Annotated in this window: 11 protein-coding genes; 7 read left to right on the top strand and 4 right to left on the bottom strand. The window is 43.2% G+C overall.

What is annotated here, in order from left to right; translation table 11 throughout:
* Positions 1 to 192 precede the first annotated feature (192 nt).
* From Q0993_RS04295 to Q0993_RS04265, 7 genes are all read left to right on the top strand, one after another.
* Positions 193 to 1,506 (top strand): TolC family protein, encoded by a 1,314-nt coding sequence (locus Q0993_RS04295; RefSeq protein ID WP_299530071.1) that lies wholly within the window; start codon positions 193 to 195, stop codon positions 1,504 to 1,506.
* Between the two features lie 36 nt (positions 1,507 to 1,542).
* On the top strand, positions 1,543 to 2,556 hold the full coding sequence (locus Q0993_RS04290; protein WP_299530069.1) for an efflux RND transporter periplasmic adaptor subunit: 1,014 nt from the start codon (positions 1,543 to 1,545) through the stop codon (positions 2,554 to 2,556).
* 11 nt (positions 2,557 to 2,567) lie between these two features.
* A complete protein-coding gene (locus Q0993_RS04285) occupies positions 2,568 to 5,678 on the top strand; it encodes an efflux RND transporter permease subunit (RefSeq protein WP_299530068.1) in 3,111 nt (1,036 codons plus the stop codon).
* Positions 5,659 to 5,904 carry a hypothetical protein gene (locus Q0993_RS04280; protein WP_299530066.1) on the top strand — a complete coding sequence of 82 codons (246 nt, stop codon included), beginning with the start codon at positions 5,659 to 5,661 and terminating at the stop codon, positions 5,902 to 5,904. The genes Q0993_RS04285 and Q0993_RS04280 overlap by 20 nt, the downstream gene beginning before the upstream one ends.
* A 152-nt stretch (positions 5,905 to 6,056) precedes the next feature.
* Positions 6,057 to 7,169, top strand: a complete 1,113-nt coding sequence (locus tag Q0993_RS04275) for an AraC family transcriptional regulator (protein ID WP_299530064.1) — start codon at positions 6,057 to 6,059, stop codon at positions 7,167 to 7,169.
* Between the two features lie 136 nt (positions 7,170 to 7,305).
* On the top strand, positions 7,306 to 7,710 hold the full coding sequence (locus tag Q0993_RS04270; RefSeq protein ID WP_299530062.1) for a hypothetical protein: 405 nt from the start codon (positions 7,306 to 7,308) through the stop codon (positions 7,708 to 7,710).
* A gap of 24 nt (positions 7,711 to 7,734) precedes the next feature.
* A complete protein-coding gene (locus Q0993_RS04265) occupies positions 7,735 to 8,622 on the top strand; it encodes an ABC transporter six-transmembrane domain-containing protein (protein WP_299530059.1) in 888 nt (295 codons plus the stop codon).
* 60 nt (positions 8,623 to 8,682) lie between these two features.
* Here the strand turns inward: Q0993_RS04265 and Q0993_RS04260 are convergent, their stop codons facing one another.
* The 4 genes from Q0993_RS04260 to Q0993_RS04245 are packed head-to-tail and all read right to left on the bottom strand — an operon-like array spanning position 8,683 to position 15,462.
* A complete protein-coding gene (locus Q0993_RS04260) occupies positions 8,683 to 10,098 on the bottom strand; it encodes a c-type cytochrome domain-containing protein (RefSeq protein ID WP_299530057.1) in 1,416 nt (471 codons plus the stop codon).
* Between the two features lie 6 nt (positions 10,099 to 10,104).
* Complete coding sequence (locus tag Q0993_RS04255) at positions 10,105 to 11,040, bottom strand: hypothetical protein (protein WP_299530055.1); 936 nt, start codon at positions 11,038 to 11,040, stop codon at positions 10,105 to 10,107.
* A 4-nt stretch (positions 11,041 to 11,044) separates the two neighbouring features.
* Complete coding sequence (locus tag Q0993_RS04250) at positions 11,045 to 12,469, bottom strand: DUF1501 domain-containing protein (RefSeq protein WP_299530053.1); 1,425 nt, start codon at positions 12,467 to 12,469, stop codon at positions 11,045 to 11,047.
* A 20-nt stretch (positions 12,470 to 12,489) separates the two neighbouring features.
* Positions 12,490 to 15,462 carry a PSD1 and planctomycete cytochrome C domain-containing protein gene (locus tag Q0993_RS04245; RefSeq protein ID WP_299530051.1) on the bottom strand — a complete coding sequence of 991 codons (2,973 nt, stop codon included), beginning with the start codon at positions 15,460 to 15,462 and terminating at the stop codon, positions 12,490 to 12,492.
* Positions 15,463 to 15,476 lie beyond the last annotated feature (14 nt).

Here is a 15,476-nt window from a genome sequence, read left to right as displayed (position 1 = left end):
TTCAATGTGCATTTTTTGTTCTGAATTTGAGGAACAAAAAATCCTTTAGAGGGTTCAATATGCTGTTCCCTATAATTCGATACTAAAAAAATATGTCCTGATTTATAGGGCAAGTCTTTTAGGATATAGCGCGGTTCTACTTTTGCTTCGAAAAAGAGGGGCAACCCTTTTTACCACGAAACAACGAAGCAAATGAAGTATAACTTTCGCTCCTTCACTGGGATACTCTCTTGTATAGTTTTCTTGATCCATACCCTATCGTATTCCCAGGAGATGGATCTGAAAACATATATCGATATGGTCAAAAAGAACAATATCGATTTAAAGCAAAGTGAAAGGCAAGTTCTCATTTCAAAGGAGGAAACCAAAATTGCCAAATCCGCCTTATTGCCGGATGTGCGGCTTAATGGGTTTTATCAGCGGGACTTCAATAGAAATTTTCTCTTTATCAATGATTTTGACGGAAGCATAACCCGGTTGAGAACCAACTTTAACAACAGTGTTAATGCCAATGCAGCCTTGAACCAGACCATTTTTGATGCTGCGGTTTTTCCTGCTGTCCGGATTGCAAGGCTTGCCGAGGAAATCAGCGTTTTAAACAATGCCTATCTCTCCAATGAACTTGTCGCCCAGGCTTCATCGCTGTATTGGCAGGCCCTTTTTACCAAGGCAAGTGTGGCGGTACTTGCTGAAAATTCAAACTTGGCAAAAGACCAGTTGGCCCAGATACGGAAACTGCATAGCAAGGGTACCGTTAGTGATTTGCAGGTACAACAAGCCGAAATATTTTATAAAAAAACACTCCCTTCCCTTGAGAATGCCAAAAATCAATTGGGAAAGTTGATGAACGAACTTAAGGTACTGGCCAATATTTCCATGAAGGAGGATATAATGCTAACCGATGACCTCGAAACCCTAGGACTAAACAATCCCATATATACCAACGAGGCAAACCTAGAGGAACAACCACAACTCAAAACCTTAAAAAAAGAGGTGGAAATTGCGGATAGGCAAATCAATCTCAAAAGGAAATTTTGGTACCCAAAGTTAAATCTGACTGCTGGCTATAACTTCGATGCCCAGGCGAACAACTTTAATTTTAGCGATAACGAAAACAATTTGTTCTTTTTTCAGCTGGGCGTTAGCATGCCCATTCTCTCTGGAGGGAGCAACAAGGCCAAAATCGCCAAGGCTACCCTTGAGAGGGAAACGGCGGAACTCAATCTTACCAAAACCAAGCGGGACTTGTTCAACCAACTCAAGACGGCCGAGAATACCTATAACAATGCCATGGCCAATATTGAAACGTATAGGGAAACCATTCTTTTGAACGAAAATGAAATAGAAATTTTTAAAAAGCAATTGAGCCTGGGTGTCGTCACTACCATTGAATTTAAAGAAAGTCGGTTACGGCTCACACAGTCCCGACTGGAATTGCTCAATGCATACCTCGATTTACATCTGGCGCACCTTCAAATTTTGCGAATAACGGGTCAAAAAAATTGAGCGGTTAGACCCTGGAAAAACACTAAAAACAAACACATGAAAATAGTAAAGCATTTAGTGATAGTGGTTATTTCAAGTTCCCTTTTGGGGGCATGTTATTGGCCGGAAATCCAACAGGAATCCACCAAGAAAGAACCGATCAATGTAAAGGCCATTACCGTAAAAGAAGCGCCTTATACGGAAAGGAAGCTATATTATGGGGAACTGCGGTTTTCCAAATCGGCCAGTTTTGTTGCACAACAATCCGGAATAGTGACCACACTTAACGCCCAGCCTGGTCAAAAAGTACGGCGTGGGGAAATCATCGCTAAATACCCGCCCTTGAATTACCAATTGCAGATCGATCAGGCAAGGATCGAACAGAATAGAACCGCCGAAGACTATGCCAGGCAACAAGAATTGTTCAAAGCCGGTGCCGTTTCCAGGGTTTCCGTTGACGCGTATAAGACCCAACTGGATGTTCAGGTCAAGACGACCCAGCAACTACAAAATGCGAACACGGTCCGCGCACCTTTTTCGGGAATTATCACACAGGTGCCGATTAAAATGGGTGAGGAAGTGAGCATGGGACAACCCCTGTTTAGTATAGCGGAAACGGCTACTATGGAAACCATTTTTTATGTAACACCGGAGGACATAGCCCAAGTAGAGATAGGAGCGACTACCTTTTTGATGCTCCCTGATAAAAGGATCAAAGGAAAGATTACGGAAAGATCCATACAAATGGATCCCAAACGAAAGGCCTTTCGGGTTACCGCCTCTTTTAGGAACGAGGGGGTTCAGTATACAGGGAGCCATGTAGAGATCCAGGTAGAGATCAGGGAATCATTATCGGGTATTTGGATTCCTGTAGAATCCCTAAAACAAATCGGAAGCAGAAATTATGTGTTCCTCATAGAGGATGGTAGTGCTGTCGAGAAGGATGTAAAAGTAGGACAGCGAAATGAAACTTCCGTACAGATAATCAAGGGGCTAAGGGTAGGACAACGTCTGATTACCGCTGGTTCAGACAAAATGGAAAGGAATAGCCCCGTTTTAGAGATTCAATAAACAATAACACTATGCAAGTCACCAATTTTGCAGTATCCAGACCGGTAACCACCTCAATGGTCTTTTTGGCATTATTACTATTTGGATTTATGTCTTATGTAAAGTTGCCGGTTAATCTTATGCCCGAGGTTAATCTTCCCGCCATGGCGATTATAACCGACTATCCCGGAGCAACCCCTGGTGAAGTGGAAACCGAGATTACCAATCTGCTGGAAAAGGAAGTGGCCACGATCAATGGATTAAAACTTATGCAGTCCTATTCCATGCCCAATATGTCCATGATCATTGTTCAATTTGAATTGGATAAAGACCAGGATAAGGCCATGGCCGAACTTCGAAACAAGATAGACCTGGTAGTTTCTTTTTTACCCAAAGAGGCCAAACTTCCGTTTGTTCGCAAACGATCTAAACCTTTATTGGCCCCTTTTAGTATGAATAGTGGTTCCGTGGTGGATCTGATCATTACCGGAAATGTGGATGCCAACGAACTCTATCAACTATCCAGACGGGAAATCAAGGACAAGATTTCACGTATCGACGGGGTTACCAAAATTGAGTTTAACGGTGGTAAATTACGTGAAATTCATGTAGAGGTCGATAAAAAAAACCTCTACGACCTAGGTATGAACATTACGGAGGTTGCTACACAGCTAAAGGAGAATAATGTGGATATGTCCGGCGGCGATATCGTAAGTGAAGATCGGGAATCCATAGTAAAAACCGGAAGCAAGTATAATTCTGTTGAATCCGTCGAGAGCACCTTTGTTTCAACTCCTTATGGCGAAAAGAAACTGACCGATTTTGCCAACGTTAAGGATACTTTCGAGATTGCAAAAAGCGATGCCTTTTTTTACGATGGTATCGAAAAAAGGGAGCTCAACAATATTGTGGGGATAGGCGTACAGAAGAGCAGTACGGCAAATGCGGTGGCCATAGCCAAGGCGGTAAAGGAACTGGTACCTGAAATTCAAAGGAACCTGCCCAAAGGGGTTACCTTGAGTTTGCCATTTGACTCCTCGGAATATATTGAAAGCTCGGTAAACGATGCCATGATCAACGTTATTCTGGGTATTGTGATTACTGGATTGATTTTATTCCTATTCGTAAACAACATTAAGGCCACCATAATTGTAAGCATCTCCATTCCCGTATCGCTTATCATTAATTTTTTGGCCATGCGGCTTTTTGATGGGTCGCTCAATATGTTGTCATTGATGAGCTTTGCCGTGGCCATTGGGGCCCTGGTTTCCAACTCCATAGTGGTTTTGGAAAATATTCTTCGCCTCAAAAAAGAGGGCTTGCCCATAAAAGAGGCCTGTGTTACCGGTACACAGGAAGTTTTTACAGCGGTATTGGCCTCTACGGGAACCAACTTGGTGGTGTTCTTACCGATTGCTTCCATGAATTCCATAGTCGGTGCATTCTTTAGGGAATATGCCTTGACCATTTCATTCGCGACCATTTTTTCGCTTCTGGTCTCCATTACCTTGACCCCGATGCTTGCATCGATTTTATTGAAGAACAATCCAAAACCCTCCAAATTTTCAAACTGGATCATTACTTCATTTGAAAAACTTCAGGAGGTTTACGAAAGATCCTTAAGAAGGTTGATGTCCAAGAAACGCAACCCCATCATCCTGTTTGCCGTAATGTTCTTTTTCTTTATCATGAGTATGGGTCTATTGGGGGAAATCGGGTTTGAATTTGAACCGGAATCCGACAATGGGGATTTGTTCGTGGAGCTAGAAATGCAACCGGGCACCTCGATCGAGAAAAATAGGGAGTTGACAAAACTGGTGGAACAAAAGATTACCGCATACCCGGAAGTAAAAGCGGTACTCAGTATGTTGGGCAGTAAAAACTCCTTTACCACCGGTTCCAATTATACCAATATTTCATTGAAACTTAACAAGAGTGTGGATCGGGAACTGTCCAACGCTCAAATTGGGGAGAAACTATTAAATGAACTCAAGGGGATTCCAGAAATTAAACCTGTAGTGGCCACCGTGAATTCCGAGGAAAGTGGGGATTTGGGATTTTCCTTAAAATCCAACGATGCCGCGAAACTATCCGAGGCAAATGATCAGGTCATGAATCTTTTGAAGGATGTGGAGGGCTTGATTTCTTTCGAATCGAGTTTGCGAAATGGGCCACCTTTACTCCAGTTTAAACCCAAGAAGCGTTTGTTGGCCGAATTGGGAATCTCGGTCAATGAACTGGCACTGGTCATTCGTAGTGCCATTACCGGAATCAAAGCAACGGTAATGAGTGAAAATGATGTGGAGTACAACATAAACATCAAGGTTCCGGTTTCCCAAGCCAATTCGGTAACCGACATCGAGCAACTCCCGGTACATACACCAACGGGGATGTATACCGTAGGCCAGCTGGCCGAAGTGTCCTATGAAACTGCCCCCGCCCAAATCCTTCACAAGGAAAAGTCAAAGACTTCCGAGTTTAGTGCAACCTTGGCACCCGGCTATATATTGGGGGATGTAAGGGCCGTCATTGATTCAAAACTTGAAGAAATTAGTCTCCCTTCGGGTGTTGATTTCCAATGGAGCGGAAACGTAGAGGAATTGGACAATACGGTAGCCGATATGACCATAACATTTTTATTGGCGTTGTTGTTAATGTATATGCTTTTGGCCTCGCTTATGGAAAGCCTATGGCAACCCTTGGTCATATTCACTACCGTACCCATGGCCTTGATTGGGGTTTTTGTAATCATGTATTTTGCGGGGACCACTATGAATATCATGTCCTTGATGGCCATCATCACCTTGCTTGGCCTAGTCGTCAATGACGATATTTTAATCCATGACTATACCGAACAGTTAATGCGCAAGAAGAAAATGGACATTCACAGTGCTACCATCCTTTCCGGGAAGACCAAAATGAAGGCTGTTATTATGACGACGGTAGCCATAATATTTGGAATGTTGCCCAATGCCATTGGTTTGGGGGATGCAGGTGCGGAATATAGAATTCCCATGGGCATCGTAACCATTGGGGGAATGATTACATCGACCATATTGACCCTGTATTTGATTCCCTCCTTGTTTTACGTCATTAGAAGTAGAAGGCGAAAAAGGCAGTTAAATGAAACCATCAAAAATTGAAATCGCAAAGTTCTCTGCGGTAATGATCGTTTTTTTGATTGGAATGATCATTATGCTGCTTCATAAAATTGAGAACACTTGGATATGGATCGGGTATATCAGCATTTGGTGGTGGGCGGAAGTGAAAATAGCCAAGAACTTTCATCTAAGACTATGGGTTTGGGTACTTATTTTGGCACTGATCCTTGCTATAGATGCGTTGGTGATTTTATACTTCGCACAATGATATAGAAAATCAAGGAAACATTATATGTGTCGTGGAGTGCATTCTTTGAACCCTAAATTCTACGACTCATTTAGGACATATGGGCAAACTGTTACTGGAAAACGGAGTAATCACTCCGTTTTTTTATGGGCATTAAATACTACATTTGCCCTATGGATGCGTTAAACATTACACCCTTGTTGAGTCTCACAGTGGGGGTATTTTTATTTGCTTTCATTGTATTCCGAAAATCGGGTTTGGGGAGGAATAAAAGGCTTCGCTACGTTCTGGCGACTCTTGTGTTTTATTTTACGTTCGTATCCTTTGACTATTATGTTACCCTAAGCGAAAGTGGGAACAATTGGTACTTTGGCATATCCTACATGTTCTACCATTTAGTCGGGTTTTTATTCTATTACTTCATTGCTTTATTGATAAAACTACCTGTAGCATTTAAAAAGTGGCTCTTCATTGTTATTGGCGTTACCCTATTACGGTGGTCTTTCTTCTATCCACTTTTGGAGTACGAGAATATGGATACATTTTTTGCATCCCTAAAATCCTCAGGATACGATGAATGGTTGTTCCTGGAGTACCTCTTGGTAAGTCTGCTCAATATTTCTTTCTTCTTCCTTGCATTTTATCGGTTCAGGCAGGCTCCAACTATGATGATCCTGGACAAGGATGAAAGGCTTAAATACAAATGGGCCAAATTAATACTGATTACACTTGTTATTTTACAATTGGGTCTGTTCATCAATCTTTTGGTCAATGGCTATACCTTGGATACCTATCAAGTCTCCATGAAGTTCGAATCGTTATTGATCGCTATTTTCTTTTTTATTTTTGCCTATTCCATAATGCATTTTCCCGTATTTGCTTTTTCCGGGGATTTTGAGGATTTACCGGAAGCAACCCAAAAGAAATATGCCAAGTCCTCCTTAAAGGATTCGTCAGAACTGTTTCACAAAATCGGCACTTTGGTCAAGGAAGAACAGCTATACTTGGATTTCGATTTGAAATTGAATACGTTGTCAGAAAAATTAGGGGCTTCGTTGCATCATATTTCACAGGCGATCAATCAAAACTCGGGCATGAGCTTTCCGGATTTCATCAATAGCTTTCGCATTGAGGAAGCTAAAAAGAGACTGCTTATGCCAAAACCGGACACCATTTTCGCGATATCCCTAGATGTTGGTTTTAATAGTAAGGCAGCATTCTATACCGCCTTTAAAAAAGTGACTTCGCAAACCCCTACCGAATTTAAAAAGGCTTCCAAAGTGTAGCTCTATTTACGGCGAAAAGAATCCCAAGAGTGTCTTGCCTACGATTCAAGACACCTTTTTTATGTTCAGTATTATAGGGAAGGGCATTTCTACACATCCTCCCCTATACCTTTGGCCACAATTAAAAAGAAATAGTATGCGAATTTTAAGAACAATTTCCACTTTGGCGATAGTATTGGTGTCGATTACGGATATGAACGCCCAAAACAACAACCCATTACCTGGGGCATGGGAAGCCGAGTACGAGGAAAAGAACGAGAAATCCTATGTGACGTATGAATTTAGAAATGAAAACGGGAAACTTAACTGTTATACCACCTACATCAAAGACGATAAGGGACATGGTGAGAAGCATGAATCATTGGCCATAAAGGATGTAACATTTAAGGGAAGGGAAGGCAACGGGAAGTATAAGTTCACCTATGAAGGAAAGGAGTATGAGGTAAAAGCAACGCTTAAGTTGGAAAATAGCAATACATTACGAATACGCTATTCGGCCTGGGGTTACTCTGACAACGAAACTTGGAAACGATTGAAATAGTTTCCCTTTCAAGATAGATGGCCCATGATCGATAAAGAAAAAATCTGGAAAAGGATCAGAAAAAGGCTCGATACCGAAAAAACAACAATTAGGGCCATACTCTTGGAATTCAAATGGAAGCTTATCTTCATATTCATCTTGATTTTGATGGAGTCCGCCATTGAATTGTTAATCCCTTTATTTATCGGTTTTGCCATAGACGATGCACTTCAGGGAAGTTATTGGGGAGCCGTTCAGCTTGGCATATTGGGGACGCTTATTATCTTGATTGGAGGGGGGCGTAGATTTTTCGATTCAAGGATCTATGCAAAGGTATACCGAAGGTTGGGCAATGAAACGCTTTTGAAAATAGAAGAAAACCAATCTTCCGTCAAAACCGCAAGATTGGGCATGATCAATGAGATTGTTGAGTTTTTGGAAAACTCCTTTCCCGTGTTGATTTCCAATAGTATTGCAATGATAGGCGTAGTCATCATCTTGGCAAGTTTAAATACCCAAGTATTTATAACCGGTCTTGTAGCCACGTTTTTCGTTTTTCTCATTTATTTCCTGACCCGAAAAAGAACCACCTATTTAAATAGCGCATACAACAACGAGTTTGAGAAGCAGGTAAATGTTATCACGACGAACAATAAAGGATTATTGGCATCCCATCTAAAAAACATGATGAAATGGAATATTAAACTATCGGATTTGGAAGTGTTTAACTTTTCAATTTCATGGCTTGTGCTCATGGGGTTTTTGGTACTCTCCATAGTTCTGTCCGTAAGTGCGGGCAATGTGGCATACGGGGCCCTATTTTCGCTAATCATCTATGTTTTTCAATATATAGAAAGTGTAATTACCCTACCGGTGTTTTACCAAAATTGGTTACGACTAAAGGAAATAAAGTGGCGATTGGAAAATCTATGAGTATTTGTGTTCGGAACAGCATATGGCCTGAGCGATCACGGGAGCGTCCGGGCCAACTTTTTATTCGAAGTTCTCCCGCTCATAAACGATAGTAAGATTTTTATATTCTTCCTGAAGTTGTATAGCAAGTGTATCACCGATATGGGTTTTCCAGAGATAAATGCTTTTTAGCTTACCAAGTTTGGGAAGCAGGTTGAGTAGTTCCCCCGAAACTTTGGTATTATATAAATTCAAGGATTCCAGATGGGTCAATTTTGATAAATGTTGAATTCCTGTGTCCGAGATAGCATTTCCGCTAAGATTCAATTTTACAAGATTTTCCAACTGCCCCAACTGTTGAAGATGCTCGTCCGTTACTCCCGAATGGCTTAGATCTAGCCAAACCAATTGTGCCTTAAGGCGCATTAACAAATCCAGGTCGGCTTGGGTGATTTCTCTTTCACTAAGGCTAAAATTGGCATCGAGAAAGTAGTTATCCCGCATTAGGCGGTTTATAATAAAACCATTGTCCGTTAGGGAATCAATAAGCATTGTATTTGGTGGCTCTACGGTTTGGCCAAAAATAGTATTCTGGTCCAACCCAAGATAGGTATTCACGGTTTCAATAATTTCCTTTTTGCTATCTAGTTCAGTGACATATCCTTTGGGCAAGGCGCCGGTAGTAATCCAAAATTCAATGATATCCACTTCTTCTTCGGTTAACGGTCTTTTGCCTTCCGAGGGCATAAAATCATCATGGTCTTCGGGAAGTGCAATCCGTCTAAACAGCTCACTTGCCTCGGCATCGCCCATCGTTACCACTTCGCCACTTTCGCCTCCCTTCATTAGTTCGGTATGGGAGGTCAATAGCAATCCGCCTTTCTTTTTGCCAGGGTTGTGACAGCTAATGCATTTGGCGTCCATCATAGGCTGTACCAAATCCAAATAGATATCTGCAGAATCCAAGAGTGTCACTTTGGGTCTCGGCTCTTTCTTTGGGGGTAGACCGGCCATACCCCTGACGGGATTAGGGGCGTATTCCAACAAGTACGTAGATCCATGAGTGAGATTGCCTCCCAAATGCCCCGTATAGGTAATGGTGATGGCAACCAAAACAACCAAGGGCCATTTCACAAATGGGGTATTTTTTCCTTGCTTTTTAAAAAGGGAATAACAGGCCAATGACAATACCAGGACCATAATTCCGCTCCATTGATGCCAGAATAAGGTATCCGTATCATAATCTCCTGAAAGGGACAATAGATAACCAAAAAGAACGGCGAGAAATGCACTAATGGCGCCTAGCCCCCAAAGGTAATGGAGAAAGGGTTTTAAAGGCTGGAACTTAGGCCAACGGCTGGCAAATTGGGCAATAATGGCCAGTATCAGAAACCCAATGGGTAGATGTACCACTAGCGGATGGAATCGCCCAAAAAAAATAAGGATGTCAGAAGGATCTTCTAGAAAGCCAAAAGTGAGCATAAGGACCAACTCCATTCAGTTCTATTTAAGGGGCTTTCCCAGTAAAGGTTTTCCATTGGTGGTAAGTATTTGAAAATGGTGGACGTTATGACCGGAGTACGTCCAAACCATATTCTTATTCCTGTCGAGTTCTAAAAGTTTTATACCTTCCTTAGCCCCATAACTAGCAATGACCGTGTTGCCGTTGGGTAATCTTTGGGCACCGCATGGATCGGCCAAGGGGTCTCCCTTCAAATCGGTATTGTCCACTTTCCATACTACTTTTCCCTCCGGATCCATTTCGACGACTTTGTTGCCATGCGTAAGGGTAATTACGGTATTGCCATTTTTTAATCGGATAGCCGTAAAGGGCCAGTTTTCTCCCGCTCTTCCTCCCAAATCCTCCAAATCTGTTTGAAAAGAACATATGACTTTACCGGTATTGTCATATTCCTTGACCGCGAATGCCAATAGATGGGGAACCAGATAGTTGCCGTTTTCCAATTTTCTCGCCATACGTGTCTGCATATGTACATTATCCGTTTCCGGTAACAAAGGGACACTTTTGACCACATTTCCATGGACATCCACTTCTATTATCCTGGGCCTGGTTCCGGATTCCGTGATCATCGTGTTTCCATTTTGTAGCCGGACAGCAGTTCCCAATTCCATGGATTTTTCGGCTCTTTGAAAGGAGAAGATTACTTCTTTTTTTGTATTGAATTCCAATACCTCATCTGCCCAACAAATCAAAAGGTTTCCATTTTCCAAAATATAACCGTCCCTTGCCCCAGGTTTCCCTGAATCCCAAAGCTCTTCCCCGGCGTCGTCTATAATGCCTGTAAACTGGGGTCCGGCCAAAAAGAAGGAATGTGTTATGTCCGAGGTTTTTTGACCCATCAATAGTATGGGCAACAAAAGAAAAATGAATATTCCCTTTTTGGAAAAGTCGTGCATAGTAGTTTTTCCTTCCTTCAAAATTTCAAGCCAAAATATCCTTCATAACATGCCCATGTACATCGGTCAAGCGCATATCCCGACCTCCAAAACGAAAAGTCAATTGTTCGTGGTTAATACCCATAAGATGCATGATCGTGGCATGCATGTCGTGAATGGTTACTTCGTTTTCGATGACCCGATACCCATACTCATCCGTTTTGCCGAATATGGTACCTCCTTTCACTCCCGCCCCGGCCATCCACATACTAAAGGCCGATGGGTTGTGATCCCTTCCGTCGGTGCCTTGGGCAAAGGGAGTCCGCCCAAATTCACCTGTCCAAACCACCAAGGTGTCCTCCAACATGCCGCGGGATTTTAAATCTTTTAATAGTCCGGCAATGGGTTGGTCCACGGCATGGGCATTTCGTTCGTGTCCGTCCCTTAGATTGCTGTGTTGATCCCAGCGGTCTGCCGCTACCTTGGGACAGGTCAATTCAATAAACCGGACCCCGCGCTCTACCAAACGTCTTGCCAATAGGCACTGGGCCGCATAACCCCGGGTATGGGGATCATCGGAATCGAATCCATATAACTTTTTGGTGGCCTTGGATTCTTCCTTGAACTCTGTCAATTCGGGAATGGAAGACTGCATTTTATAGGCCAGCTCGTAATTGGAAATAGCCGATTCCACAGCATCCGCCTCTCCCATTTTTCCAATGAGGCTGTTGTCCAGTTGTTTGATAAACTGCAATTTTTCTTCCTGTAGATTATTGACCTTTTCCAAGGGCTTGATATTGGCTACAGGTTCTGCCCCGGCCCTTAAGATGGAAGCCTGATAGGAAGCCGGTAAAAAGCCGTTCTTAAAATTGTCCAGGCCGCCGGGAGGAATCAGACCACCATCCAAAACCACATACCCTGGAATATTCCTGTTCTCGCTTCCCAAACCATACGTCATCCAAGATCCCATACTGGGCCGTCCTTGAATACCACTACCGGTATGTAAAAAATAATTGGCATTGGTATGTTCGGGAAAATTGGAAGTCATAGATCGGATCAAGGCAATATCATCTACACAAGTAGCGATATGGGGAAACAGTGAACTTACAGGCATACCGCATTCACCATACTGCTTGAATTCCCATGGACTTTTTAAAATCTTTCCAACATTATCGAATTGTGTGGCATCTACCTTGAACTTTTTTCTGGGATCTTGACCATTTTCCTTGGCAAGTCGAGGTTTGGGGTCGAATGAATCTACTTGGGATACCCCACCGTCCATATACAAAAAGATGATGTTTTTGGCTTTGGGCATATAATGGGCCCCAAGGTATAGATCGGTATCGGCAGCACTAGTTTTGGGCCGATCACAACCAAAAGGCAAAACCCCGAACATGCTGGTAAAGGCAAGGGCACCAAACCCTCCCTTACATATTCCGAGCATTTCTCGGCGAGACAGGGGGCGTTGCATAAAATTATGGTATCGGCTCATTAGATCAAGTATATAAATTCTTTTAGATTAAATATGCTATGGCAGAAATCCTTCCAGATTAAGATCTCGTTGTCCGTATCAGTTTCCGTAGATTCCATTTTCCGCAGTCCGCTTATAAATTGTTGTGCTTTGCGTATTTCCTCTGGATTAGGTTTTCTAGAAAAGGTCCGCATATAGATCCATTCGATTTTTTGATCGAAGGTCAGTTCTTTTTGGGCGAGTAGTTTCTCTGCCATAATCCCTGCCTGCTGTGCTATAAAAGGATCGTTCATTAAAGTTAACGATTGTGCCGGCACATTGGTTACATTGCGATTGCCAAAGGTGCTAAACGGAATGGGACGATCAAAAGTGACCATCATGGGCTCCAGGAAATTTCGGCGAACTTCCTGATAAATGCTTCTTCTCCCGGCGCCATCCATGGGACCGGACTGGCTTGGCCTTCCTCTGCCTTGCATAAACTCGGTAAGATAGGTCTTTACGGGAGGGCCGTACATAGTAGAATCCAAACTTCCTGAAACGGCCAGAACACCATCGCGAATTGCCTCGGCCTCCAATCGCCTCACCGGGAAGGAAGCCAGATAAATATTATTCGGGTCCTTGTTGGTGAGCTCTTCATTGCGGGCCGTACCTCTCTTGAATGTTTCGGAAGTTACAATACTACGGACCATCTTTTTTATGGACCATCCTTCCTTTTGGAAGGTAATAGCCAGATAGTCCAACAGTTCGGGATGGGAAGGCAATTTGCCCTGTAATCCGAAATTATCAACCGTCTCCACGATGCCCTTACCAAAAAGATGATGCCAAATACGATTGACCATTACCCGAGCTGTTAAAGGATTGTCCTCGCTCAACATGGTTTCGGCCAATTCCAATCGTCCGCTTCCTTTTGATGTAAAGGGGACATCGCCCAAAGGTAGTGCGGACAAGAATCGTCTGGGAATATCGCCCTCCAGAAGATCGTTATGGTCACCCCTATTAAATACGGGACTATTGATGCCAAAACCATCGGTAATGCCGTAGAAGAAAGAACCACCCTCTATATTCTTGATTAGTTGGTAACTACTGTCCAAAGCGGTGGCTAATTGCGGAAACTCTGAGGGAAGCTTTCCTTCCGCAAGTCTTTGATTCAGCCCATTGACCAAATTCGCCGAAAGTTCCAGGGTGGCCCAATTTTCTTTTTTTACGGGCTTCGCAATCGGCTGTTTCATTTCAACAGGCCATTCCGAAGTATAGGTAATGGCGTACTGGGCTTCAATAAAGGCATCCTTGGGCAAGTTATAATGATGACCTTTATAGCCACCTGGAAGAATTTCGATATAGGCCTTGTGGCCCTTCCACGGACTGATATCAAAAACGTAATTGTTCCAGGATTTGGAATTAATCTGCTGCTCTAGCTCTCCGTAGATAGGGTCTTGGATCAATTGAAAATTATCAATGATGATACGGATAGTACTGTTGGCACCTCGGGCCCTTATCCCGATGTAATCGGTGTCCAGAATAAAATTGGGAGATTGTAGGGAGCCGAATACTCCAGTGCCCAAAGTTTTGCTGGAGGCTCTGCCTTTATCCAACCCTAATAATTTTTCAGAGGTCCTATCCACCAAAGGATTTCCCAAGGTAGTTCGTTCCCCAAAGGCGAGACCGTTTGTGAGCCATCTATCAAAACCGGAATTTCTGAAATCGCCGATAATTGTATAAGGCGCATCCAGGGGCGAATTTTGCCTTTGCGATTCCCTTGAAGCGGTTATTTCCTGTAGGTCTTTTTCTGACCAGGAATCGGCTACAATTTTTCGCATATAGCGATTCAAATCCTGAACTTGCTTGGCGGTTTGCCCAGTGGTCATCGAAACGTCGGCAATGGGTGTAAAGCGCGTACTTTCCATAATACCGTAAAAGGCATAATAATCGGCCGCCGTTATCGGGTCGAACTTATGATCATGGCACTTTGCACAGGAAACGGTTAGACCTTGAAAGGTCTTACTGGTCACATCTATCATGTTGTCAATGCGATCCGCTTCTTCCTTTTTGATATCCACCGGACTATGTTTGCCTTCGCCCATCACATAAAATGCTGTTCCCAAGGGCGATTCGGAAATGCCGGTTTCCTTGTTTTCACGGGACTCCTCTAATAAATCCCCGGCCAAATGCTCCGTTAAAAGTTGGTCATAGGGCACATCTTCGTTGAAGGCACGTATGAGGTAATCGCGATACTTATAGGCCCCTACAATAGGATAATCAAATTCATGGCCCTTGGTCTCTGCATAACGGACAAGGTCCATCCAATGGCGGGCCCAGCGTTCGCCGTAGCCTTTTGAATTTAAGTAACGATCTACCATGCTTCCATAAGCATCACTGGAAGTATCAGCAACAAAACGCTTTACATCCTCAGGTGATGGTGGGAGACCGGTCAGCAGATAGGACACTCTTCGAATGAGGGTATTTTTATCGGCCTTGGAGGTCTTGGATAAACCTTTTTGCCGTAGTCGCATATGAATCAATGAATCAATTGCATTGCTATTGTTAGGGGCAATCCCGGTTTCTGGTTTTATAAATGCCCAATGCGGTTTCCATTCGGCGCCTTGATCGATCCATTTTTCCAATAATGCCTTTTCCCGTTCGGTCAGTTTGTAATTGGAATCCGGGGGAGGCATTACCAGGTCTTCAGCTTCGTGATTGATCCGATAGATCAATTGACTTTTTGAAGGTTTTCCAGGAACTATGGCATGGCCACCTTCCTTTAGGGCCGCTGTAGCCCCTTCATAAGTGTCCAGTCTCAGCTCCGCTTTTCTTCCGCTTGCGTCGGGGCCGTGGCATAAATAACAATTTTGTACCAAAATAGGTCGGATATGAAAATTGAAATCCACGGTTTCCGGTAATGGCTCAGAAAATTGTCGGTTATCGCCACAGGAAGATATCAGGACACAAACGAACCCGATCGCGATTACGATATTTCTTTTTTGGGAGAACACCATTCCAACTTTTTACA

Source organism: Ulvibacterium sp. (assembly GCF_028285715.1).
Classification (GTDB): domain Bacteria; phylum Bacteroidota; class Bacteroidia; order Flavobacteriales; family Flavobacteriaceae; genus Ulvibacterium.
This window is presented reverse-complemented; position numbering and strand designations above follow the sequence as displayed.